Genomic DNA, 24837 nt, shown 5'->3' with positions numbered 1-24837 from the left:
CTTATGCCTTGCCAATGACGCGGTAAGTGATGCCGGGCCACTTCTCAGCCGAGCTTACCCGGCGCCCGTCAATGAATGCTTTCACGCCGGGGAGGTCCGCCGGGGACAGCTCCTTGTATTCGGCGTGGTCAGCCTGCACCACGGCGGCGTCCACGGGCTCGCCCAGGTGGTAGGCGGCGAAGCCGATCTTGGCCAGCTCCGCATCCGTGTACATGGGGTCGTGGACCAGGGCGGTGCCGCCGCGCCGGGCGATGGCCTCCACCGCGTCAAACACGCCGGAGAACGCGGTTTCCTTCACGCCGCCACGGTAGGCAGCCCCCAGCACGACGACGCGTGCACCTGTCAGGTCCCCGTAGGCACCTTCCAGAAGGCCGATGGTGTAGTCAGGCATGGCCGCGTTGGCGGCCCGTGCTGCCCGGACGACCGTTGCTTCGGGGTCGTTCCACAGGTACAGGCGGGGGTAGACAGGGATGCAGTGTCCGCCAACGGCGATGCCGGGCTGGTGGATGTGGCTGAACGGTTGTGAGTTTGAGGCGGCGATGACCTGGTAGATGTCGATGCCGGTCTTGGCGGCGAAGCGGGCAAACTGGTTGGCCAGGCCGATGTTGACGTCCCGGTAGGTTGTCTCGGCCAGTTTGGCCAGTTCGGACGCCTCGGCGGAGCCAAGGTCCCACACGCCGTTGGCGCGGTCAAGGTCGGGGCGCTCGTTGAAGTCAAGCACGGCCTCGTAGAATTCAATGGCCTTGGCGGCGCCGGCGTCGGACAGGCCTCCCACCAGCTTGGGGTATTTGCGCAGGTCGGCGAAGACACGCCCCGTCAGGACACGCTCGGGGGAAAACACCAGATGGAAGTCGGTGCCCTCGGCCAGGCCTGATGCGGCCTCCAGGGCAGGCTTCCAGCGGGTGCGGGTGGTGCCGACGGGCAGCGTCGTCTCATAGGAGACCAGCGTGCCCGGGGTCAGGTGCTTGCCCAGTTCGGCGGTGGCGGCGTCCATCCAGCCAAAGTCGGGGTTGGCCTCGGAGTCAACAAACAACGGCACAACCAGGACCACGGCGTCGGCTCCCGGGACAGCCTCGGCATAGTTCGTCGTCGCCCGCAGTTTTCCGGCGGGGACCAGTTCGGAGAGCTTCTCCTGCAGCTGGGCTTCACCGGGGAACGGCTCCTTGGCGTCATTCACCAGGTCGACGACGGCCTGGTTGACGTCCACGCCAACAACCTCGTGGCCCTTGGAGGCGAACTGGACAGCCAGCGGAAGGCCGATCTTGCCGAGTGCAATAACTGCAATCTTCACGTTGTTTGTAACCTAATCTCTCGAAATTTCTTGACCGCCGGCGAACCAGGCCAAGCCGTTGCCTTGACTATTAGAATATAGAGCTTTGCGTCCCTGCGGTGTCAGCTGAGAGCCAAGCCACAGTTTTGACCTACTGGCACGCGTCGATTCGGTAGAGCCGTGCCGCGCCCTGCTCGTCCAGGAGGGTCAGTCCCGGCGTGTGTGCCAGGTCCTCGGAACTGGGGATGGCCATGCGCATGTCGCTGACCTGGCGGCCGCTGCCAAAGTCCAGGACGTAGCGGGCATCCAAGTGTTGGATGGCCGCACAGACGGCCGGGTTCTCATTGAGATCCGGCAGGTGGGCAAAGATGGTTTTGATCTCCGGACTTTTCACCGAGGCAAGGGACGGCATGATCGTCGGGTAGCCGTCAAGGGCGTAAATGAGCGAGCCTCCGTTGGCCGGATGCCCGATGACGGTGGCGCCTGCCGCAATGTGCTCGGGCGCCCGCTTGATCAGGGCCGCTTCGTCATTTGACAGCAGCCACGAATCGGGCGTTGAGGCGTAGTAGTCGCTGGTTTCCGCCACAGTGGTTTCCACCGCGTTGTTTTGTGCCGACAGGCCCAGGAGCAGGGCTGCCACAACCCCCACGGCGGCAAATGCTGCGGCCCGGGGCGTGGCTGCCAGCGGGCCGGTGGGGATCCGTTCCACTGCCAGGTCGAAGGCCCGGACGGCGCCCACGACCATGACCGGCAGCGCCGTGACGGGCAGCAGCGCCGCCAGTCTGTTGCTGTCGTTGAAGAAAACGCCCGTGATGGCGTGCCGCAGCGCCTCGGCGGGGAAGCTGGACACCACCACGAAGAACATGAGCGCCACGAGGAAGGGGCCCAGCACCCAGAGGCTGCGCCGCTGGACGCAGGCCGCCACAATTCCCAGCAGCGTCAGCAGGAACACCGGCCAGGAAAAGAGAACCTGCAGCGGCGAGGTGGCCAGCGCTTCACCCACGGCCACCGGGAGGGTGAGCGTTGGCGGCCAGTGGGAACCTGCCGCGCTGGGCCGAACCCGGTCCCAGGCCACCGCAAACACGATCAGGTACAGCACCACGGCCACCGTTGCGGTGGCCAGGGCAGCCACCGGGAACCTGCGGGCACCAAAGAGCCGGACCAGCCAAAAAAGCAGCAGCGGGATCGTGAAGGCGGCCAGCGCCATGACGATGTTCGGATGTGCCAAAGCCAGCCCGGGGGCGCCCACGACGAGCAGGGCCGTGCCGGGAAGCGGGCCGGTCCTGGGTTTTACGGAGAGTTTGAGGACATCGGCCACCAGGGCGATGAACACCGGGAGAAGCGCGATCGCCAGGAAGTTTGGATACAGCACACCCCAGCCAAGGGCGAGGAACGGGAACGCTCCGAAGCTGCCTGCCATGGCACCGGCGACGAGCAGCACAGCCGGCCGGTTGCCCGCCACGCGGGTGGCCAGGAACATGCAGGCAAGGGTCCACACCAGTGCGCCGATGACAATGTTGACGCTGTTCACGGCCACGGGCAGCGGCACGTTCATGACTTCCAGCGTCAGCGCCACGAGGTTGTGCCAGGCGAAGGGGTACACGCCGGAGGGCCCGTTGTGGATCATGGCGCCCACCGACAATGCGGAGCCGTTCCCGGATTCCACGATCGCGCGGATGGCGCTGAGGTGGTGGACGTTGTCGTACGTTTGCGAGATGTTCTCCGGCGCGATGAACGTCCGGGTCAGATTGGCCCAGATCGCGGCCACACCAAAGGCGAGCCCGCCAATCCCGGCCAGGACCACGGCGGGAGTGGTGCGGGGCTGGGAGCCGGCGGCCGGCGTCGTGCGTGTCCTTCTGCCCCCCACCTGCCCGCGAACGACGGCGAGGCGGGCGGCGACGAGCCTGCGCACACCCCAGGCGGCGGCTGCTGTGCCAAGGGCCAGCACGGCCAGCACCACCGGGTTCCACGGCAGGCCGACGGCGCCGGCGGCAATGGTTCCGACAGCCACGAGGCTGACTGTCAGGGGCGCCGCGGCGGCCAGCCAGGCCAGGCCGCGGGCACCCATCGCCCGGCCCAGGATGGCGCCGGGCACGAAGATGACCAATGCGGCGACCACAATGGTCGGCACCGTCTCAAACCAGCTCATGAATGTACCGTATTCCGCAGGCCGCCGGGGCTATGGCTGCTGTGCGTAGCCATTCGGGTTCTCCGCCTGCCAGCGCCAGTGGTCGGCGCACATTTGGGCCAGGTTGCGGTGTGCCGACCAGCCCAGGTCGGCCAGTGCAGCCGACGGGTCGGCATAGCTGACGGCGGCGTCGCCGGGGCGGCGGGCGGCAAATTCAAAGGGAATGGGCTTGCCTGCGGCGTCGCCGAAGGCCTGGATGACTTCCAGCACCGAGGAGCCGTTTCCGGTGCCAAGGTTCCAGGTGAACACGCCTTCGTGGCTGGTCAGGTAGTCCAGTGCGGCCAGGTGGCCGGCGGCGAGGTCCATGACGTGGATGTAGTCCCGCACGCCGGTGCCGTCAGGGGTCGGGTAGTCGTTGCCGAACACCATGACCTTTTCGCGGCGGCCGACGGCAACCTGGGCGACGAACGGCAGCAGGTTGTTGGGAATGCCTGTGGGGTCTTCGCCAATGCGGCCGGACTCGTGGGCGCCCACCGGGTTAAAGTAGCGCAGCAGGGCCACCCGCCAGGTGGGATCCGCGGCGCCCAGATCGGTGAGAATGTCCTCGACCTGTTCCTTGGTGCGCCCGTAGGGGTTCGTCGCATCCAACGGCATCTTCTCGATGAGCGGCACTTCCTCGCTGGCACCGTACACCGTCGCGGAGGAGCTGAACACGAGCGAGCGGACGCCGTGCCTGTCCATGGAGGCCAGCAGGTTCAGGGTCCCCACAATGTTGTTTTGGTAGTAGCGCAGCGGCTCGGCCACCGACTCCCCCACAGCCTTCAGGCCGGCGAAGTGGATCACCGAGTCAAAGCCTGCGGAGGCAAACAGCGCATCCACTCCTGCGGCGTCGAGCAGGTCCAGCTCGGCAAACTCCGGGTGCCGCCCCGTCAGTTCCCCAACCCGCCGCAGGGACTCCGCCGAGGAGTTCGCCAGGTTGTCAAGGACGACGACGTCGTGCCCGGCTTCGAGCAGGCTCAGAACCATGTGCGAACCGATGTAGCCGGCACCACCTGTGACCAAAACTTTCATGGATTCCATTTCTATTTCTCCAGGTATTCGGCCAGGCGCGCTTGCGCGGATGCCGGTGTGAAGCCTGTGGATTTGATGCGGGCCAGGTCAAGGACGCTGTTTAGCGGCCTGGGTGCTGCTTCCTTGCCCTTGAAGTACTCTTCGGTGCTGACACCCGTGACGGCGTCGCGGTTGTGGCCGGTGAGTTCGTAGACGTCGGCGGCGACGTCGGCCCAGGACTGGGGGTCGCCGTCGTTGCTGAGGTTGTACACACCGTACTCCGCTCCGGAGCCGAGCAGGTGCAGGATGCCTGCGGCGATGTCCCCGGTGAAGCTGAGCCGGCCGATCTGGTCGTTGACCACGCTCGGTGCGATGCCCCGCCCGGCCAGTGACGCCATGGTCCGCACAAAGTTGCCGCCCTCGCCGATGACCCAGCTGGTGCGCACAATGTAGTGGCGGGGAACGGTCGCCGCAACAGCGTCACCGGCGGCCTTGGACTGCCCGTACACGCCCAGCGGGGTGAAGGCCTCGTCTTCGCCATGGCTTTCGGCGGTGCCGTCAAAAACGTAGTCGCTGGAGACATGGACCAGGGTGATCCCGTGGGCTGTCGCAGTCGCGGCCAGCTTCGCCACGGCCGTGGCATTGATGGCCCACGCGGCCCGGCGCCCCTCGGGCGTCTCGGCAGTGTCCACGGCGGTGTACGCGGCGGCGTTGATGATGGTGGCGTAGTTCTTCCAGTTCCTACCGGTGTAGGAGGCATCCGCGGTGAGGTCAAAGTCGGCACGGGCGGCAAACTCAACGCTGGCATCGCCGTCGTACGCGGCCCGCAACGCCTTGCCAAGCTGCCCGTCGGCACCGAGCACCAGGGTCTTCCTGCCCGCCATCGGGGCGACCTCGGCCAGGCGCGGGTGCCCCTTGTCCTTCTCCGAGAGCTCGGCCGTTGCCAGCGGGATCGGCCAGGGGATCGCGGCACTCTCGTCCGCCAGGTTCAAGAAGGTGTACCGGCCCTGGGCGTCCGCTGACCAGTGGTCGTTGACCAGGTAGGTGTAGGCCGTGTTGTCTTCCAGGGTTTGGAAGGCGTTGCCGACACCGCGCGGGATGAAGATGGCCTGGGAGGGGTCCATTTCGGTCGTGAACACGGCACCAAAGGACTCGCCCGCACGCAGGTCCACCCAGGCACCGAAGATCTTCCCTGTCGCCACGGAAATGAACTTGTCCCACGGCTCGGCATGGATGCCGCGGGTGGTGCCGGCCTTTTCATTGAAGGAAATATTGTTTTGCACCGGGGTGAAGTCCGGCAGCCCCAACGCCATCATCTTCGCCCGCTGCCAGTTTTCCTTGAACCAGCCCCTGTTGTCACCATGCACCGGCAGGTCATACAGGACGACACCGGGAATCGGGGTTTCGGTGGCCGTGAGTTTCTTGGCGAATTCCAACGTCATCGCTACTGCCCCTGTTCCTTGTACTTCGCCTCGGTCGCAGCCTTCTGCGGACGCCACCAGGCCTCGTTGTCCCGGTACCACTTGATGGTGTCCTCGATCCCGGCATCAAAGTTCGCAAACGACGGCGCCCAGCCCAGCTCGGTGCGCAGCTTGCCGGACTCGATGGCGTAGCGCAGGTCATGGCCGGGCCGATCGACCACATGGTCATAGGCGTCGGCCGCCAGGCCCATGTGGGTCAGGATCAGTTCAATGACGTCCTTGTTGTTCTTCTCACCATCGGCACCAATCAGGTACGTCTCGCCAATGCGGCCCTTTTCCAGGATCGCCAGCACAGCCGAGGAATGATCGTCGGCATGGATCCAGTCCCGCACATTCTCGCCCTTGCCATAGAGCTTGGGACGGATCCCGTCGATGACATTGGTGATTTGGCGCGGGATGAACTTCTCCACGTGCTGGAACGGGCCGTAGTTGTTGGAGCAGTTGCTGATCGTGGCCGCCAGGCCGAAGGAACGCACCCAGGCACGCACCAGCAGGTCCGAGCCGGCCTTCGTGGACGAATACGGGCTCGAGGGGGCATACGCCGTCTCCTCCGTGAACCGCTGCGGCTCATCCAGGGCCAGATCGCCATACACCTCATCGGTGGAGATGTGATGGAAACGCGTGCCGTGCTTGCGGGCCGCCTCAATGAGCGTGTACGTGCCAATGATGTTCGTGTCCAGGAACGGGCGCGGATCATGCAGCGAATTGTCATTGTGCGACTCCGCCGCATAATGCACCACCGCGTCGGCAGCAGCGACCAACCCGTCAACGAGTTCCGCATCACAAATATCACCCTGCACAAACGCAAAACGATCAGCAGCCAGGCCCTCCAGGGAGACCAAATTACCGGCATAGGTCAGCTTGTCCAACACCGTCACATGCATGCCGGTATTTTCAAGGACGTAATGGACAAAGTTGGAGCCAATGAACCCGGCACCACCGGTCACAAGGAGTTTTCGCATGGATCCAGCATACGGGAACGCACCCCGTCCCAGCCGGAGCGGATAGGCTTTAGGCGGGCTGCAGCGTGCAGCCCAACGGATCACCGTGCCATGGTCCGGGCAGCACCGGCTGCCTGGATGTTGGTGGACACAATCACCCGGGAACGACGACGGCGCTCATCTCCCGCAGTCCCCCGCGGCTTGGCGGGTGGGCGGGAAACAGCGGGACCAGGCACAAACGGACGTGCTGCGGGCTGCGGCGCACCCCATGGCGGACAGGCATTTCATGCCAATTGCGCAGGGCTGTCGGCGTGGCGCCGTGGGGTAAGCTGACTACGCAACATACGGAGGAGCATTTTGAAGAAATTCTGGGCGAGCATCGCCCTGGCAACAGCCTTGGTCGCAGCGGTTTCCGGCTGCACGATCGTGGACAAGGAAGCTCCCGTTCCCCTCGCCGTGGACAGCGCCACCACCGAACCGGCAGCCCCGGTCTATCCCGAAGCCACCGCGGACGTGGACACCCGGCTTGTGGTGACAGTCCTGGACGGCAACGGCTTGGGCATCAACACCCATCAGCTGTTTTGCGCCGGCTCAACAGCCGTCAGCCCCACAAACCTTCCCGACGCCGACGCTGCGTGTACGGTGGTGGAAACCTCTGCGGACCTGTTTGACGTTGAGCCCAAGCCGACAGACGACAAGAAATGCACCGGCACGGGAAACCAGGTGGTGGCTGATGTCTTTGGTGAATCACAGGGCAAGCACGTTCGTGTTTCGTATTTGCGGGACAATCTGTGCAACGCCAAAGTCTGGGACAGCCTGACACCTCTCATTGGACTTGGCTAGACGTGTCGCCGTCGGCAGCCGGCAAGGGCAAAAGCCTGTCCTCAGTGGGGCTGTCATCCCTTGTCGCCGCGGCCAGCGGCTACCTGGTGCTCATCGTCGCCTCACGCAGCCTGACCCCCGCTGAAAACGCCAACTTCCTCGCATTCTGGGGTGTGCTGCTGGGCATGTTCGGGGTGCTCACCGGGTTGATGGCGGAAGCCACCCGGGCGGTGAAGTCCCGCTCCATGCGCCAGCACAACGACAACACACCCGGCGCCCCCGTCCTGCCTGTTTCACTCATGATCGGCGCCGCCGCAGCCCTCCTCGTCGCCCTGTGCAGCCCCTGGTGGATGCCTGCCTTGATCCCGAATGCCCCGCCCCTGCTATGGCTGGGCATCGCACTTGCCGTCCTGCTGTACGCCGGCCACATTGGGCTGGCAGGTGCAACAGCCGGTTTTGAGCGTTGGGGAACCTACTCTTCACTGGCAGCCACCGAAGCCGTCTTCAGGCTGCTGGTCATGGCCCTGGCCGCCTTCCTCGGCGGAAGCCTGGCCGGACTTGAATTTGGTGCCTTGAGCGGCACCCTTGTTTGGCTCTACTTCGCCCTCATGAGCAAAGGCGGCCGCGCCGGCCTGCGCGCACGAGCCGATGTGGGGGTGCTCCCCTACGTTGTTCGCTGCGGACTTGCGATGGCCACCGCAGCCGCCACCGCCATCCTTGTCACCGGACTGCCTGCAGTGATTAAAATTGCCGCCGACCCAGCCGATTTCGCCCTGGCAGCCCCCCTCCTGCTCGCCATCTCCCTGACCCGGGCGCCCATCATGATCCCGCTGCAGTCATTTCAGGGCGTCGTCATGACCGCCTTGATCCATTCGCAGCGCCCGGCCCACCACGTGCTGGCCAAACCGTTTGCCGCCATCCTCGCCCTGGGCCTGGTCGGCGGTGTGCTGGCAGCCATCGTCGGCCCCTACATCATGCTCATCTTCGGTCCCGACTACTCCGTTGACGGGTGGCTGCTGGGGGCATTGACATTCGCCGCCGCATTCATGGCAATCCTCACACTCACCGGCACTGCAGCAATGGCCTTGGGCCGGCACCGCCTCTACCTTGCCGGCTGGGTCCTCGCAACGGTTGTGTCGGTGGCGATACTCTTCGTGCCTGCTCCGCTGGAACAAACAGTTGTGGCCAGCCTTTTCGCCGGCCCCATTCTCGGTGCCCTGGTCCACGCCGCCGGCGTGCTCCGCACCGGGACCACGACGCCCCTGGTCCCGTCAATCCCCAAGGATTCCATCGATGGCTAACAGCCCCCGAGTCTCAATCATCATGCCGTGCTTCAACGCCGCCGCCACAGTGGAACGGGCCATCAGCAGTGTCCTGGGCCAAACCTTCACCGACTTTGAGCTGATAGTCGTCAACGACGCCTCCACCGACAATACGGTTGATGTCGTCAAGGCGGTGATTTCCGCCACCGCCGAATCCCGCGTGCGCCTGATCGACATGCAACAGAACATCGGGCCATCGGGTGTGCGCAACGAAGCCTTGCGTGCCGCCTCCGGAACCTTCGTGGCCTTCCTGGATTCCGACGACGAATTCCTCCCCGCGTTTCTTGAGCACCACGTGGCAGCGTTGGGCGAAGGGGTGGACATTTCCATTGCGGGCCATTTCGTGGTCCGGCCCGACGGAAGCGAAACACCGCGACACAGCCAGTTCCTTGGACAAGGCACCGGGCTGGAGGCCATGCGCGCCGCCATGCTGGACAACATCCTTCCGTTCGCCTGGGACAAGGTCTACCGGCGTACACTTTTCGACGACGTCCGCTTCCCTGAAGGCTCGACCAGGTTCGAAGACATGACGATCAACATCCTGCTCGACTCCCGGGCGCGCACAGTCACCAGTGCCGCGGTGCCGTTGAACCGCTACTACATCTCCTCCGAGTCCTTGACCTGGGGCAAAATTCCGGCCAGAAGCGACTCGGACCTGGCCCTGGCCGACCTCCACGCCCACCTTCCCGAGGAATTGCGCAAGGGGCGTTTCGCCAAACCGTATGCAACCATGAGGCTGCTCATCACCATGATCATCGCCCAAAGCGCCATCATGAAACTTGCCCACCAGCCCGAGGCCCGCGCGACCATCGACGACTGCCGACGCACACTCCCGGTGTCATGGATCATTTCAGCGGCAACCGTCAAGCCCCAATTTGCCGCCGCAGCCCTCCTGTTGAAAGTGGCCCCAAACACATTCGCGAAGATCTATCTGCGGCATTCGGCGAACAGCTACGGTTTGGACTAGCCACGGCAAGCCAGCACGGGCCGGACCGGGCCCCTGAACCCATTCCCCTGCACACGATTGGTATAGATTGGAAACCATGACCCAACCATTCCTACAACGAGTCCTCGTCATCATGCCGGCTTGGAACGAGGGTCTGGCTGTCGGCGACACCGTCCGCGAAGTGTTGGCACGCCCGGAAAAATACGACATCCTCGTCGTCGACGACGGTTCGACGGATAACACCTCCCAGGTTGCGGCCGCGGCCGGAGCCACTGTGCTCCACCTGCCCTTCAACCTCGGCGTCGGCGGTGCCATGCGCGCAGGCTTTAAATATGCCAGCCGAAACCATTACGACGTCGTCATCCAGGTCGATGCAGACGGCCAGCATGACCCGAAGGACATTGCCGTTGTGCTCCAGGGGCTCGACAACGCAGACATCTCCATCGGCGCCCGATTCGCTGACAAGGGAACTTATACAGTCACCGGTCCGCGAAAGTGGGCCATGATTTTTCTTGCCCGGACCATCTCCGCCCTCGCCGGCACCCGGCTGACGGATGTCACCTCAGGTTTTCGTGCCGCCAACGCCCGGGGCATCGCCCAATATTTGGACCACTACCCGGCAGAGTATCTGGGAGACACCATTGACTCCCTGGTGGTGGCGATTCGATCAGGCTGCAAAGTCACCCAGGTTCCTGTTGAAATGCGGGCACGCCAGGCTGGCACCCCCAGTCACAACCCTGCCAAGGCGGCCATGTACCTGGGCCGGAGCATTTTTGCCTTCCTGTTTGCGCTGACGAGGAAACCCTCCACCATTGTCCATGCCGAAGCTGAAGTCAAGGTGAATTAGGCAATGTCGGTTATCGCCGCTTTTATACTTTCGCTGCTCATCGTCCTGCTTGTTTTTGACATGCTGCGACGAAAGAAAATCCGGGAAAAGTACGCTGCCCTGTGGCTTGTCGTGGGCCTGTCCATGCTTGTCCTCGCAGCGTTTCCCCGGCTGCTCGAGTTCGTTGCTGACATTCTCAACGTGCAGGTCCCGTCGAACCTGCTCTTTGCAATGAGCATCGTGTTGGCCCTTGGCGTCTGCCTCCATCTTTCCTGGGAAATCTCGGTGGTTGAAGATGAAACCCGGGTCTTGGCCGAGGAAGCTGCAATTCTGCGGGCCCAACTGGACAAACTCGAGCAAAGAATTAATGTCTTGACCAGCCAGACCAGCCCGCCCAGCCAGGGGAATTCGTCGATGCCTGACGTTTCGCCGCAACACGAAGAATAAGCCCACCAGGCTTTGCCCCTGTTTCCGGGGAGAAAGAGACGTACCCACAATGCCTTTGGACATCTTCATTCCGTACTGGGGAGATCCCGGTTACATGAAAGAAACAGTCAACAGCGTCCTGGCCCAGACCAGTGACAACTGGCTGTTGACGGTGGTGGATGACGCCTATCCGAATCTTGAAATTCAGGAATTCGTCACAGGCCTCAAGGATGACCGCATCAAGTACATCCGCAAGGAGCAAAACGGCGGCATCACGGCGAACTACCGCACCTGTGTGGAGCTTGCCACGGAAGAGGTCATGGTCATTCTTGGCTGTGATGATGTCCTGCTCCCGAACTATGTGGAAACAATCTCAGCAGCGCATGAGAGATTCCCCAACGCCGCGATCATCCAGCCCGGCGTGCAGGTCATCGACGAAAACAGCGTGGTGGTCAAAACCATCGTTGACACGATCAAGCAGCGGCTTGTCCGTCCGCATGGCAATGGTCCGCAGCTTGTCTCGGGCGAATCCATCGCCGCCAACTTGATGCACGGCGACTGGCTTTACTGGCCGTCCCTGGCTTTCCGCACCGACAGGATGCGTGCCGTTGATTTCCGCGACGGCTTCCCCATCATTCAAGACCTTGCCTTGATCATGGACATGATTTATGCCGGTGACCAGCTGCTGATCGAACCCACCGTGTGCTTCTCCTACCGGCGCCACTCAAACAGCGCCTCGTCGTCGAAATTGATCGACGGCTCACGGTTTGTCGGTGAACGGGACTATTTTGCCGTTGCCGCCGGCCAGGCAGGCGACATCGGATGGACAAAGGCCGAGCGGGCCGCCAAGTTGCGCCTGACCTCCAGGGCGCACGCCCTTGCCCTCGTCCCCAAAGCCCTGCTGGCCCGGGACACCAAGGCCGCCGGGACATTGGCACGCCACGCCTTCGGCTCGTAAACAGACTTCACTGCTTTAGGGCTCCATCATCATTTCGAGAAAGAAACCTACAATGAACAATTCCCCTGAACAACGGACGGAAACCGTCCTCGTCACCGGTGGCGCGGGATTCATTGGATGCGCCATTTCCGCATCCCTGCTCCAGGCCTTCAACCGGGTGGTCGTGGTGGACAACCTGCACCCCCAAATCCACGAATCCGGCAAACGCCCGGACGAACTGGCCGACGGAGTTGAATTGATCGTCGGGGACATTACCGACGCAGCAATGTGGGACCGGGTCCTGCCCGACGTTAAACCTGATGTCGTCATCCACCTGGCGGCTGAGACCGGGACCGCGCAGTCGCTTGAAGAGTCGACCCGCCACACCCTCGTCAACGTTGTCGGCACCTCACAGCTCCTGGACGGCCTGCTCCGGAACAAGGCGCTCCCCCGCCGCATCGTGTTGACTTCCAGCCGCGCCGTGTACGGCGAGGGCGCCTGGCGCAAGGCTGACGGGGCTCTGTTCTACCCCGGGCAGCGGACCAGCGAGACCCTGGACAAATCCGAGTGGGATTTCCCGGGTGCCGAGCCCACAGCCATGAAGGCCGCCGAGGTCTTCCCTGCACCCGTGAGCGTGTACGGCGGCACGAAGCTGGCACAGGAAAACATCCTGCAAGCCTGGGCCAAGTCCTATGGCGTGGAGACGGCCATCCTGCGCCTCCAGAACGTGTACGGGCCCGGACAGTCCCTGATCAACCCCTACACGGGCATCATGAGCCTCTTCTGCCGCATGGCCATGGGCTCGCGCTCCATCCCCTTGTACGAGGACGGCGAGGTCCGTCGCGACTTCATCTTGATTGATGACATCGCCTCGGCAGTGGTGGCCGGCGCCACCTCCGCACAGACCCACCCCACACCCTTGGACATCGGCTCCGGGGAATTCCAGACCATTGGCACGGCCGCCGCGACGATTGCCACACGCTACGGCGCCCCGGCCCCCCACGTGACCGGCCAGTACCGCCAGGGCGACGTCCGGCACGCCTGGGCCGACATCACCGATGCCAAGCGCGTCCTGGGCTGGGAACCGCGTTACAACTTGCAGCAGGGCATCGCACGGCTGGCCGACTGGATCGATGTCCAGCCGGATGTGAAGCCCGCATAATTCACCCCCTGTGCCGTTGAAGGCCCCGCCCCCTGTCCGGGGTCGGGGCCTTCAACGTTTGTACCAGCCGTCTGCGGCGGCTATTTCACGTTCCAGCCCGTGGCGGCCTCGAACTCACGTTTAAAGACGGGCGTGAGGGTTTCCATGTACGTCCGGGTGATGTGGTTGTCGTCCTTGTAAACAATCACATTGCCAATGATGGCAGGGCAGTTCGTGTCGTTGCACAGATAGTCGGTGAAGTCCAGGAACTTGGTGTCCGGCAGGCTTGCGGCGACGGCCTCCGTGGGCGAAACATCGTTGAAGACGTCCACCTTTTTGGCGCCACATCCGACGTCGTCAGCGGGCGATTCCTCAAGGCACTCGGGCACGTTTTGGGGAATTCGCGGCGTATCCCGCACGGCCACCACCTCGATGCCTGCAGTATTCAGTGTCTTCACTGCGTCGACCCAGGAATTGTCGAGCTCTTCCGGAACTCCCCAGAGCACGTTGGTGCGGGTGCTGGTCGTGACCACGAGATCCGGTTTCATTGCCAGCACCTTGGCCATCGTGTCCTTGTTGAATTCAACGCAGCTGTCGGTGATTCCTGTCGAGGTGTCCTCACCCAGGGGGCAATATCCCTTGGTCAGCGAGGTGATGCTCCAGTCATTCTTCTTGGCCATTTCCAGCAGCGGGGTATTGAGGACATGCGCGTGCGAACTGCCCATCACCACGATGGATTTCTTGCCGTCGTCAATGCCGTTGTTGCACAGGTTCAACAGCTCTTTTCCATTTGCCTTGCAGCTCCCGCCTTCGAATTTGGGCCAATCGTCGGGCATTGCCGTTTTGGTGGGCAGCAATTGCGCCCCGGGGTCGGCGCGGTCCACAAAGTCGGGAGACAGGGATGCTGCCCCGGGATTGTTTTTTGCGGCCTGGGCCAGCAGGGCCTGGTTCTGGAGGTGGCCTTGCAGTTGCCAGCCGGCCAAGGGAACACCCACCAGTGTCACGCATACGAGAATGACGGCCAGCGCCCTGCGCCGTTTTTGTGCAATCAACTTGTTGCGCCGCAGCGGCGTGTCGATGAACTTCGTCGCCAACGACGCGGCTGCAATGGATGTCAGGATTATTCCAAGACCCGCAATGGGGCCGGCGTGGGAATGCCCCGACACGACCAGATACGTCACCAGCAGGGGCCAGTGGAACAAATACAGCGCATAGGAGCTGTCACCCAGCTTCACCAGCGGCTTCCAGCTGAGGAAACGGTCAGCACCGACGTTGCTGTCGGTGGCACCGGCCACAATCACGCAAGCAGCTGCCAGGGTCGGCCACAAGGCCATGTAGCCCGGGAACTGCTGGCCAACCTGCAAAATGATGCCGCAGGAAAGCATGGCGACGATGCCCAGCCAGCCGAGGACGATGCGGGTTGGACGGCGGAACTTAAGATAGGGCAGGAACAAGGCCAGCAGTGAACCAAGCGCGAATTCCCACAGCCGCGTACGCGTGTCAAAGTAGGCGAAGGCCTGGTTGTTGGCAGTGGTGATGATTGAGAAGACCAGGGAAACGGCGAAGACGGTGCCAAACATCAAAATCAACAGTGGCCTGATGCGCAGCCGCCACCGCCGGGCCACAACGGCCGCCAACGCAAAGATCAGTGGCCAGAGGATGAATATCTGCCCTTGGATGGACAACGACCAGAAATGCTGCAGCGGGCTGGCGACACTGTGCTCAGCCGCATAGTAGTCCACGGATTCAGACGCCAGGAACCAGTTCTGGAAGTAAAACAAGGACGCCCAGGTTTCGCCGAAAATGCCGGCCCACCGCTCCTCGGGCAGGAAAAGCCGGGTTGCCCCCAAGATGGCCAAAAGGGTGACTGCAATGAGCGGCAACAGCCGCTTGAACAAATGGACCCAGTACTTCAGCAGTTCAAGAGGCCGCCCGGACTCCAGCTTTCGGGTGAACTGGCCGGTCAGCAGAAACGCTGAGATGAGCAGGAAGATGTCCACGCCACCGGAAATTCTGCCAAACCAGACATGGTAGGCGACCACCATGAGGACAGCCAGGGCTCTCAGGCCCTGTACCTCAGGCAGGAATTTGCGTACCGCAACTTGTGAAGCTGCAGGCTGCTTCACAGCTGCTCTGCGCCCGGTTGGCCGCAGTCTCGTGGTGGTGCCTTGCGTCATGGATTTTTACCTCTAGATGATGTCGTTGCCGCAGCTGCGGCACGGATCCCCCAACGGAGTTTATCAATCCGTTACCAAACGTTCACCTATTGGGTTGAATCTCACACCGGATGCGGCGGGCCCGCCGCGGCCGGCCAAAGCTGCATTGACCGCCCTGGCTGCCTTGAATCAACGTACATCCCGGGTCTGCCCCGGATGCGGCGGGCTGCCCGGCCCCACGGTGCCGACAGCGTCGAGGGCCGGCACGGCCGTGTTTCGTTTCACCCTGGCCCCGCGAACCCGGCGCATGATGGGACGTTCCACGAAGAGCCAGCTTCCCGCTGCAAGCGGGACTGTCAGGACGGCTGCGGCGAGGCCAAACCACAGCAGGCCCCATTCATGCACACCGAATACTGCAAGAAGCTGCTGGACAGCAAAGGCATAAATGTAGATGCCGTAGGAAATATCGTTTTTGGCGATCAGCTTCGGCTGCTTGATGACAGTCGAGAGCCAGATGATCCCATAGGTGACAAACAAGGCAGATGCCTGCACACCCCAGCCGGGCACCGTCGAGGCAATAATGTAGGCCAACACCAGTGAAAGCACGCCCGGGATCCAGTGGAAGCCAATCTTGTCCTTCCACATGAACACAACAGACCCACCGAAAAAGAACGGAAGGAGTCCGAGCATCAGGACAACATCAAAATTATCGTTTGTGATTCGGCTGATTGATTCCACGTTGGCCTGTGCAACAACCGACAGGACAAACGCCAGGCTGAGGGGCCAAGGTGAGCGCCTGATGAAGGCGAAGGTTCCCAGCGCGGCGATGATCAAGTAGCACAGGAACTCGTAGTACAGGCTCCACAGGGACCCGTTCCAAGCGCCCTCGTAGGGAACATTCAACGGGGTACCTGCGATGTCATGAAATGGCATTTGCAAGAAAAAGTTGGAGACGAGGAAGTTTAGCGGCGAATGTGAAGTGGTGAAGTAACCCTCGAGAGTCCCCTTGTTCGCCACGTACCCGATGGGGGCAAAAACCAATACCATCATCAGCAGGCAGACCCAGAAGGCCGGCATTATTCTGGCGATGCGGTTTACCAGGTAGGGTCCGAGCGCATTGGACCAGCGGCTGGAAGTAATTAAATAGCCGCTAATCCCGAAGAATCCGGCCACCGCCCAACCGCCCAGGGAGTCCCCGGCGAACACCGGTTCACCGTGCCTTCCGGCCAATGGCCAGCAGTGGTGGACAAGGACGGCAAAAGCCAGAACCAACCTGATGAGGTTCAAGCTGTTATTGCGGGGGTCAAGCAACGTTCCAAACCACGTCGTGCGCGCTTCGTTGCCTTGCAGGTTTCTACTGCTCAATTAATATCTAAACTTTCAACTCATGACCTGCAGGAGAACTATCGTCGTTGACGTTATTCCGCTCGCGTCTCTGTCTCGTGCAACTGGGGGCCTCCGTTTGCCATCTGCCGACTTATACGGCGATGATTACCGTATGCGCGGAATTATCCTTGCGGGCGGAACTGGCTCGAGATTGCATCCAATTACTCATGGTATCAGCAAGCAACTGGTGCCGGTCTATGACAAACCCATGATCTATTACCCCCTGTCGACGCTGATTCTCGCCGGTATCAGGGATATTTTGGTGGTCACAACACCACACGATGCCGAGCAGTTCAGGCGGTTGCTGGGCGACGGATCACAATTTGGAGTTTCAATTAGCTACGTCAAGCAGGAATCACCCGACGGACTCGCCCAGGCCTTCATTCTCGGCGAGGACCACATCGGCAATGACACTGTGGCACTGGTGCTCGGTGACAATATCTTCTATGGCCCCGGCATGGGGACGCAGCTTCGCAGGCATGCCGACATCGACGGCGGTGCTGTTTTTGGCTATTGGGTGAAGGATGCAAAGTCCTATGGCGTCGTGGAATTTGACGACGAAGGCACCGCCATCTCCCTGGAGGAAAAGCCAGAGGTTCCCAAGAGCCACTACGCCGTTCCTGGACTGTACTTTTATGACAACGACGTCGTGGAGATCTCCAAGGCGCTCAAACCGTCTCCCCGTGGCGAACTGGAAATCACCGACGTCAACCGGACCTACCTGGAACGGGGCAAACTGCATGTGGAGATTCTCCCGCGTGGCACCGCATGGTTGGACACGGGCACCTTCGAGGACCTCAACAACGCCTCAAACTTTGTCCGGACAGTTGAGAGCAGGCAGGGGCTGAAAATCGGCGCACCTGAGGAGATCGCGTGGCGGCAGGGGTTCCTGACGGATGACGACCTGCGTCGCAGGGCCGAGCCGCTCCTGAAGAGCGGCTATGGCGCCTATCTGTTGTCGCTGTTGGAAGCCTGACGCCAACACTTCCAGATGCACAAAAACCCCGGTCCATGGACCGGGGTTTTTGTGTTTGGCGGCTGGGAGCCACCGAGGGCCCGCAGGCGAGCGGGCGGGCGGGCACTGCTACCAGCAGGCGGTCACCTTGTAGAGTTTGGCGGCGTCACCCTCATGGTCAATGAGTTCAAGTGCCGGGGATGATGACACGTCCAGCAGCCCGCCGTATCCCGGCATGGTTCCTGTTACGGTCTGGGTGCCGAAATCCAGCAGGTACTTGACGTTGAGCTTGCGCACCGAGTCACACACCCAGGGGAATTCCTTGGCACTCTTCAACCCGGCATTGACGATGTCGATATCGGCACCGTGTGTCGTGAGAATATGAGGCTGGAGGGCTTCCCGGCCGGAGTATGCGTACGCCAAGGCGGCGCCGCTGCTGGGCAGGCCCGCAATGACGGCCCCGGGCTCCGCATGATCCGCCAACCGGTTTAGCAACGCTGTTTCGTCGGGTGTGAGGAGCCCTGACGTGGGAGTGGTGGCATAGGCCCAATGCGCCCGCTCCACGGCCCAGGTCATGACGCCCATTTGAGTTGCCAGGACGAGGACCAGAATTCCTGCAGTGTAGGCTGCCACCCGCCGTCCGGGCCGGGCCGCAGCCGGCACCTGTCCCGAAGCCTTCACACGCAAGGCAGCGATCCGCCTGTGGGCCGCGTCCCACAGGTAGCTCGCACCAATGACGGCAGGCCCAATCATCGCCACGGGCAGCAGCGCCGCCAGGCGGTAGCTGTCGTAGTACCAGACACCTGTCAGGAACCACCGCGGACTGAAGTCCAGCCCTGCGGCATAGAAGAAGAGTACGCCCGCAATAATGAATGTGCCCAGAACCCAGAGTTGCTTGCGAGTTGCCAGCAGCCTGTAGATTCCGACGATCATGCAGAGAGCGATGATTGCGGCTGCAGGTCGTCCCATGGCCCCGCCGAGCAGGATTTCCCCGATGGCCTGCGGGGCGCTCTCCACGGCACCCCAGGAAGCTGCTCCTGCAGGGGGCCTGAATTTGCGCCACACGATCGCAAGCACCACGGCAGCCGCGACAGCAAGCACCACAAGGGTCCACAGGCTCCGGCGTCGTTGCGGCGTGTTGGCGGGCAGCAATTGGACGACCCTGCCGTAGCCAAGGAACAACACCGCCGGCAAAACGAAGACGACCAGCGCCATCAACGTGCTGGGGTGTGAAACGGCCACGGCCGGCACCGACACGAGGACCAACAGCCAGGCAATGGGCGTGCTGGGGCGGTGTCCCTTGGCAACGCCCAAGGCGCTGAACACAAGTCCCATGGCTGCGGGCAGCAGCGCGATGGACAACAGGTTGGGGTACAGAACGCCCCAGTCAACCATCAGCAGGGGGAATCCTGTGAAGGCTGGGACGAAGATCAGTGCCATGACAGTGGAAACCACCCGTTGCCCCGCAATGCGTTGCACCAGATACAGGCAGCCGAGCGGCCATACGATGGCCCCGATGGCAATGTTTGTGACGTTCACGGCCACCGGGATGCTTGCACCCGAGGCGATGGCAACAAGGCTTGTCATCGCGTGCCACGCTGACGGGTAGGCACTGATACCGGTGAAGGCCCCAAGATTCAGGGGTGAAGCATTGCCGGAATCGATGGCCCACCGCACGGCGTTGAGGTGGAATACGTTGTCAAAGGTTTGTGAGATGTTCTCCGGCGTTTGGAACGCTGTACCCATTTGCAGGGCGATCAGCGCGGCCGCAACCACCAGGCCAACCGCAGAGGCGATCAAAACCGGCCTGCGGTCGGGCTGCCAGACCGGATCCGGCCACTTGCGTGACAGGGCTGCCTTGACGCCGAACGCGATCGCGGAGAGCGCCAGCGCGCCGACGCCAAAGCTCGCGGGATTCCATGCAACGTGAAGGATCGGAAGCACCAGGGAAAGGACGCTGGCCATGGCGACACTGAAGACAGGGGCGAGCAGCAGGCTGGCCAACCCGCGGATCCGGACGGCAAGGGAGAATACCAGGCCGGGCACAACAAGGATTGCACCCGCCAACAAAACCAAAGGTACAGCTTCCCACCAAGTCACTCCAGCACCGCTTCCTAACAAATCTAAATCCTGCCGGACTGCATGTCCGGACGGCTTACTAATTCAATTCAACACAAAGCCAAGTCAACACAGGTCATGTCAACGCGGGTCCGGGCGGCTGCGCCGCCTCCGACCGCCGGCGCAGTTCCTTCACGACGACGCCGACCTCGTCATCCATGACAACCCTGCCGTGCTCCAACAGCACGCCGCGTTCGCAAACGGTGGACACCAGGTCAAGGTCGTGGCTCACCACAAAGAGCGTCTTGCCCGCAGCGGCCAACTCCTTGATCTTCTTGATGCACTTGCGCTGGAATGGTTCATCGCCCACAGCCAGGATTTCATCGATCAAGAAAACTTCGGGGTCGGTGTGGACAGCAATGGAGAACGCGAGTTTCAGGTACATGCCGGAGGAATAGAACTTCACTTCCGTATCAATGAACTCCCCAATTTCGGAGAACTCCACGATCGAGTCGAACATCGTGTCGATCTGTTGCTCGGTCATGCCCAGAATGGCCCCGTTGAGGTAGACGTTGTCCCGTCCGCTCAGGTCGTGGTGGAATCCGGCACCCACCTCGATGAGCCCTGCCACCCGCCCGCGGGTCTGGACCGTTCCGCCGTCGGGCTGCAATACCCCTGAGATCAGCTTCAACAGCGTCGACTTGCCCGAACCGTTCAACCCCAGCAGCGCGACGGTTTCCCCTTGCGCAACATCCAGGGAGATGTCCTGCAAGGCGTCAAAACGCTTGGACAGGTCGCCCTTGCGCCCCTTCACGAGCCAGACAATGGATTCCTTCATCGAGCGGGTGTTGCGCAGCACAAACACCTTGCGAAGGTTGCGGCAGGTGATGGCAATGTTGTCGGCGACGGTCTCAACGGTCATCTTAGAGCTCCTGGGCAAAGTGGACGGCAAGCCTGCGGAACACGAGCTGGCCAAAGAACAACACCACCAGGGAGATCAGCAGCGAGACCGGCAGCCACAGGGTGAGCAGGTCCGGCGGCAATTCCACCATGGTTGTCTGTTCGGCGCTGAGCGTGGGATGCCAGAAGGCCCAGTGGAAGATTTCCACGGCGACAGTCATGGGGTTCAGCTGGTACAGGAAGAACCACTGTCCCAGCGCGTCTCTGGCCATGGTCCACAGGTACAGGACCGGCGAGGCCCAGGTGACGACCATGAGGATCATGTCCACAATGTTTTCCGAGTCGCGGAAATACACGTTGACTGCACCAAAGAGCAGGCCCAGCCCCATGGCCAGGATGGCCACCACGATGAAGGCCGCGACCGCTGCCAGGAGTTGGAAGAACGACGGCGTCCAGCCCACCAGCAGCGCGGCGCCCACCAAGATCACGACCTGGGGCAGGAAGTGTGCCGCCGAGACCCAAACCGTTGCAACCGGGAAGAGTTCCCGGGGCAGGTAAATCTTGCGGATCAGGTCCCGGTTGTCCACGATCGAGCGGGTGGCATTGCCCAGTGTCTCGGTGAAGAAGTTGACCAGCACAATCCCGGAAAACAGGTAGACGGCGTAATTGGGTGTGGCTTTTTGCAGGTTGAGAAAAATGCCCAGGGCCACGAAGTAGATCAAAAACTGCATCAACGGCTTCACATATGACCACAGCAGTCCAAGCACCGATCCGCGGTAGCGGACCTTGATTTCCTTGCGGACCAGCAGTTTCAGCAAAAACCTGTTTGGGTAGACGCCAAGCAGGCCGCGCCCGCTTCCGGGCGTGGTCAGCTCATTGGCAACTTCAGCCATCTACCGGCCATCCACTGAATGCTCGTCAAAGGTCTTCTTCCAGGCGGCCATGGACGTTATTTCTGCCACCGCGTCGCGGTAGCGCCCGGCCAACTCGTCCCATTCCTTCACGAGGCGGACGTGGAGGCGGGCAGACTCGGCCAGCATGGAGCGCAGCAGTTTGGGATCGCGCCTGTACCAGGACATGCCGGTGCCTTCAGCGTTTGTCACCACAACGGAGTCGTAGTGGGCCAGACGGAACCAGCGGCTGTCCCTGTGTGCGAGCACGCCCTGCGGTCGCACAGCCGATTCGGGGGCGGGGCTCTTCACGAGCTGCCTGGCAACCGTCTTGATGCCCCAGGAAACAAGGTCTTTCTTGTTGGGCAGGCCAATCGGCGCGCCGCCCATCGGTCCCCGGCCCAGCCGTGGCGAGGGGAAGTCGTCAACGTTTTCCTGCAATTGGGCGTCGGCGTACTGCGTGCGCAGGGCATTGATCTCGGGCAGCTTCGTTGCCAACACGGCGTGCAGCTGCTCAGGACCCTTGAAAATGTCCTTGAGCGCCTCCAACCGGCCGTGCTCGGTGAAGTACTGCATTGACACCAGGTGCTTGACATCGGCCTGCACCGATTCGCGCAGAAAGCGGCCGCCCTTGGGGTAGGGGCTGTAGATCAAGGTGGTGATCAGGCGGTTGCGTTCGTGGAAGTAGGACTGCCAGCCCACCATGTCGTCCTTGTCCAGCCAGGAAACATGCCACACTGCCGCCCCCGGCAGTGACACAGTGGCGAAGCCGGCCGCACGCGCACGCAGGCCGTACTCGGCGTCGTCCCATTTAATGAACAGCGGAAGGGAGAGACCGATTTCACGGATGACAGCGGTGGGGATCATGCACATCCACCAGCCGTTGTAGTCCACGTCGACCCGGCGGTGCAGCCATGACGTTTGGCGCAGGTTGGCGACGCTGAAGTCATGGCGCATGTCCATGTCGGCGTGCGGGATGGCCGGCACAATGCGGTGCGGGTCCACGACCTCACCAAAGGTGTGCAGCACGCTGCGGTTGTGGAGGTCAAACATGTGTCCACCCACGATGGTGGGCTTTTTGCAGCGGTCGGAGAACGCCAGCATCCGCAAGATGCTCTCGGGTTCCACGACGACGTCGTCATCCAACAGCAGCGCATAGTCGCTGCCGTTCTCCACGGCTTCGTACATGCCGCGGGCAAATCCGCCTGATCCGCCCAGGTTGCCCTGGTCGATGATGCGCAGCTTGCCGCCCAATGCGGCGCTGACCTCGGCAAAGCCTGGTTCGTCGCGCACCTTCTTGGTGCCCTGGTCGACGATCAAAATTTCCTTGACGTTTTCCAGCGCGTCCGGGTTGGCCGCCAGGAGCCGGGCGTTGTTCAAGCAGTAATCCGGCTTGTTCATGGTGGTGATTTCCAGGGTCACCTGGCCATTTTCCCGCGGGGCCTCCAACAAGGTCCACTGCGCGCCTTCAAGTGTCAGTCCGTCATGGCCGGCGGCCAGGTCAAACCAGTACCAGCCGCCGTCGCCAAAAGGCATCAGGGTCAGATCAAAAATTGAGGTCTCAGCGCCGGTTACGCTGACACTTTCCACATGCTGGATCGATCCCCGGGCGTTGGACTTGCTGACAGTGACTGTTCCGCCGCCTTGGGTGGAAACTTCGAGCCTGACGGTGCGAACGTCTGTCCAGCGCCGCCAGTAGCTTGCCGGAAAGGCGTTGAAATAGGTGCCAAAGGAGACCAGTTCGCCGGGGCGCACATTCATGGACCGCCGCGAGAGGATGTCGTCAAAGTGAACCCCGGGCCCGCCGGAGCTGAAGAGCTGCAGTTTGTCTTCGGGCAGTTTCGGGGTGCGGGCCAGTTCATCGTCTTCACGCAACCGGATGCCGCTGGCGGAGCCGGCATCAACATACAGCGGCAGCGTGTCCACCTGGGACTCGGTGGGCAGGATAACTCTTTGAAGCACTGCCAGTTTGTTTTCCGCTTCGACTACGCTCACGCGTCAACTCCTCCGCTTTGCAGCTTCGAACCGCCGGTGAAGTGCGGCTTGATCTTGTTGTCGAACATGTTCAGGGCCGAACCGATGGCCATGTGCATGTCCAAATATTTGTAGGTGCCCAGGCGGCCACCGAACAGCACGTCCTGCTCGCCGCGGGCAAGGTCGCGGTAGGCCAGCAGCTTGCTGCGGTCATCGCTGGTGTTCACCGGGTAGTACGGCTCGTCGCCCTTCTCGGCGAAACGGCTGAACTCACGCATGATGACAGTGGCGTCTTTCGTGTAGCTGCGTTCCGGGTGGAAGTGGCGGAACTCGTGGATCCGCGTGTACTTCTGCGCTTCATCCGGGTAGTTCATGACGGCGCAGCCCTGAAAGTCCTCGATGGGCAGCACTTCCTGCTCCAGGTCGATGGTGCGCCAGGAGAGGTCGCCCTCCGCGTAGTCAAAGTAGCGGTCAACCGGGCCGGTGTAGATGACGGGGACCTGGCCGGTGACAGCCTTGCGGGAGTACTCGCCGTCGTCAAAGAAGTCGGTGTTCAGCACGACCTCAATGTTCGGGTGGTCCGCCATGCGCTCGATCCACGCGGTGTAACCGTCTACCGGCAGGCCCTCGTGGGTGTCGGAGAAGTAGCGGTTGTCGTAGTTGTAGCGCACGGGCAGGCGGGAAATAATCTCGGCCGGCAGATCCTTGGGGTCCGTCTGCCACTGCTTGCCCGTGTAGTGCTTGATGAACGCCTCATACAGCGGGCGGCCAATCAGCTGGATGCCCTTGTCGTTCAGGTTCGTGGGATCAGTGCCCGCCAGCTCGCCGGCCTGCTCCTGGATCAGCGCACGCGCCTCCCCCGGACCCATGGACGAACGGAAGAATTGGTTGATGGTGCCCAGGTTGATGGGCATCTGGTACACCTCGCCGTTGTGGGAGGTGTACACCTTGTGCTGGTAATTGGTGAACGCCGTAAAGCGGTTCACGTACTCCCACACGCGTTCATTTGAGGTGTGGAAAAGGTGTGCCCCGTAGCGGTGCACCTCGATGCCCGTCTGGGCCTCGTTCTCGCTGTAGGCATTGCCGCCGATGTGGTGGCGGCGGTCAAGGACAGCCACTTTCAACCCCAACTCGGTGGCGGCTCGTTCCGCGATGGTCAGGCCAAAGAAGCCAGAACCGACGACGACCAGGTCAGCGTTCACAAACTCTCCCGTGTTGCTTGGTTGCG

At 62.1% G+C, this 24837-nt stretch carries 20 protein-coding genes; 8 read left to right on the top strand and 12 right to left on the bottom strand.

Annotated elements, in window-relative coordinates; genetic code table 11:
- Position 1 precedes the first annotated feature (1 nt).
- The 5 genes from AC1L6K_RS07395 to rfbB all read right to left on the bottom strand — a co-directional run bounded on the left by AC1L6K_RS07395 (position 2) and on the right by rfbB (position 6891).
- Complete coding sequence (locus AC1L6K_RS07395) at positions 2 to 1291, bottom strand: nucleotide sugar dehydrogenase (protein WP_480952062.1); 1290 nt, start codon at positions 1289 to 1291, stop codon at positions 2 to 4.
- Between the two features lie 130 nt (positions 1292 to 1421).
- Positions 1422 to 3419 (bottom strand): DUF6541 family protein, encoded by a 1998-nt coding sequence (locus AC1L6K_RS07390; RefSeq protein ID WP_480952061.1) that lies wholly within the window; start codon positions 3417 to 3419, stop codon positions 1422 to 1424.
- Positions 3420 to 3449: 30 nt separating this feature from the next.
- Positions 3450 to 4469, bottom strand: a complete 1020-nt coding sequence (gene galE / locus AC1L6K_RS07385) for a UDP-glucose 4-epimerase GalE (RefSeq protein WP_480952060.1) — start codon at positions 4467 to 4469, stop codon at positions 3450 to 3452.
- Between the two features lie 11 nt (positions 4470 to 4480).
- Positions 4481 to 5890, bottom strand: a complete 1410-nt coding sequence (locus tag AC1L6K_RS07380; protein WP_480952059.1) for a sugar nucleotide-binding protein — start codon at positions 5888 to 5890, stop codon at positions 4481 to 4483.
- Positions 5891 to 5892: 2 nt separating this feature from the next.
- Positions 5893 to 6891 carry a dTDP-glucose 4,6-dehydratase gene (gene rfbB / locus AC1L6K_RS07375; protein ID WP_480952058.1) on the bottom strand — a complete coding sequence of 333 codons (999 nt, stop codon included), beginning with the start codon at positions 6889 to 6891 and terminating at the stop codon, positions 5893 to 5895.
- Positions 6892 to 7227: 336 nt separating this feature from the next.
- On the opposite strand from rfbB, the gene AC1L6K_RS07370 reads away from it, so the two are divergent.
- The 7 genes from AC1L6K_RS07370 (at position 7228) to AC1L6K_RS07340 (ending at position 13311) form a co-directional block, all read left to right on the top strand.
- Entirely contained in the window at positions 7228 to 7713 is a 486-nt protein-coding gene (locus AC1L6K_RS07370; RefSeq protein ID WP_480952057.1) for a subtilase-type protease inhibitor, read from the top strand.
- Positions 7714 to 7715: 2 nt separating this feature from the next.
- Positions 7716 to 8993: a hypothetical protein gene (locus AC1L6K_RS07365; protein ID WP_480952056.1), complete on the top strand. Its 1278-nt coding sequence runs from the start codon at positions 7716 to 7718 to the stop codon at positions 8991 to 8993.
- Positions 8986 to 9981: a glycosyltransferase family 2 protein gene (locus AC1L6K_RS07360; protein ID WP_480952055.1), complete on the top strand. Its 996-nt coding sequence runs from the start codon at positions 8986 to 8988 to the stop codon at positions 9979 to 9981. Before AC1L6K_RS07365 ends, AC1L6K_RS07360 begins: the two co-directional genes overlap by 8 nt.
- Positions 9982 to 10057: 76 nt before the next feature.
- On the top strand, positions 10058 to 10807 hold the full coding sequence (locus AC1L6K_RS07355; protein ID WP_480952054.1) for a glycosyltransferase family 2 protein: 750 nt from the start codon (positions 10058 to 10060) through the stop codon (positions 10805 to 10807).
- 3 nt (positions 10808 to 10810) lie between these two features.
- Positions 10811 to 11233 carry a DUF2304 domain-containing protein gene (locus tag AC1L6K_RS07350; protein WP_480952053.1) on the top strand — a complete coding sequence of 141 codons (423 nt, stop codon included), beginning with the start codon at positions 10811 to 10813 and terminating at the stop codon, positions 11231 to 11233.
- A 49-nt stretch (positions 11234 to 11282) separates the two neighbouring features.
- Positions 11283 to 12170 (top strand): glycosyltransferase family 2 protein, encoded by an 888-nt coding sequence (locus AC1L6K_RS07345; protein WP_480952052.1) that lies wholly within the window; start codon positions 11283 to 11285, stop codon positions 12168 to 12170.
- Positions 12171 to 12222: 52 nt separating this feature from the next.
- The gene (locus AC1L6K_RS07340) at positions 12223 to 13311 is read left to right on the top strand and encodes an NAD-dependent epimerase/dehydratase family protein (protein ID WP_480952051.1); all 1089 of its coding nucleotides are present in this window, start codon (positions 12223 to 12225) and stop codon (positions 13309 to 13311) included.
- 80 nt (positions 13312 to 13391) lie between these two features.
- On the opposite strand, the gene AC1L6K_RS07335 is transcribed toward AC1L6K_RS07340, so the two are convergent.
- The gene (locus AC1L6K_RS07335; RefSeq protein ID WP_480952050.1) at positions 13392 to 15467 is read right to left on the bottom strand and encodes an acyltransferase family protein; all 2076 of its coding nucleotides are present in this window, start codon (positions 15465 to 15467) and stop codon (positions 13392 to 13394) included.
- A gap of 168 nt (positions 15468 to 15635) precedes the next feature.
- Positions 15636 to 16811 (bottom strand): acyltransferase family protein, encoded by a 1176-nt coding sequence (locus AC1L6K_RS07330; protein WP_480952049.1) that lies wholly within the window; start codon positions 16809 to 16811, stop codon positions 15636 to 15638.
- A 133-nt stretch (positions 16812 to 16944) separates the two neighbouring features.
- On the opposite strand from AC1L6K_RS07330, the gene rfbA reads away from it, so the two are divergent.
- On the top strand, positions 16945 to 17808 hold the full coding sequence (gene rfbA, locus AC1L6K_RS07325; RefSeq protein ID WP_480952048.1) for a glucose-1-phosphate thymidylyltransferase RfbA: 864 nt from the start codon (positions 16945 to 16947) through the stop codon (positions 17806 to 17808).
- A 108-nt stretch (positions 17809 to 17916) separates the two neighbouring features.
- On the opposite strand, the gene AC1L6K_RS07320 is transcribed toward rfbA, so the two are convergent.
- From AC1L6K_RS07320 to glf, 5 genes are all read right to left on the bottom strand, one after another.
- Entirely contained in the window at positions 17917 to 19863 is a 1947-nt protein-coding gene (locus tag AC1L6K_RS07320; RefSeq protein WP_480952047.1) for a DUF6541 family protein, read from the bottom strand.
- Positions 19864 to 19981: 118 nt separating this feature from the next.
- Complete coding sequence (locus AC1L6K_RS07315) at positions 19982 to 20767, bottom strand: ABC transporter ATP-binding protein (RefSeq protein WP_480952046.1); 786 nt, start codon at positions 20765 to 20767, stop codon at positions 19982 to 19984.
- Between the two features lies 1 nt (position 20768).
- Positions 20769 to 21638, bottom strand: coding sequence for an ABC transporter permease (locus AC1L6K_RS07310; protein ID WP_480952045.1), 870 nt, complete (start codon positions 21636 to 21638; stop codon positions 20769 to 20771).
- Entirely contained in the window at positions 21639 to 23630 is a 1992-nt protein-coding gene (locus AC1L6K_RS07305) for a glycosyltransferase (RefSeq protein ID WP_480952044.1), read from the bottom strand.
- Positions 23627 to 24811, bottom strand: coding sequence for a UDP-galactopyranose mutase (glf, locus tag AC1L6K_RS07300; RefSeq protein ID WP_480952043.1), 1185 nt, complete (start codon positions 24809 to 24811; stop codon positions 23627 to 23629). The genes AC1L6K_RS07305 and glf overlap by 4 nt, the downstream gene beginning before the upstream one ends.
- Positions 24812 to 24837: the final 26 nt, after the last annotated feature.

The organism is Specibacter sp. BI4, assembly GCF_056680095.1.
The sequence above is the reverse complement of the archived record's forward strand: the minus strand, read 5'-3'. Positions and strand labels throughout refer to the sequence as shown.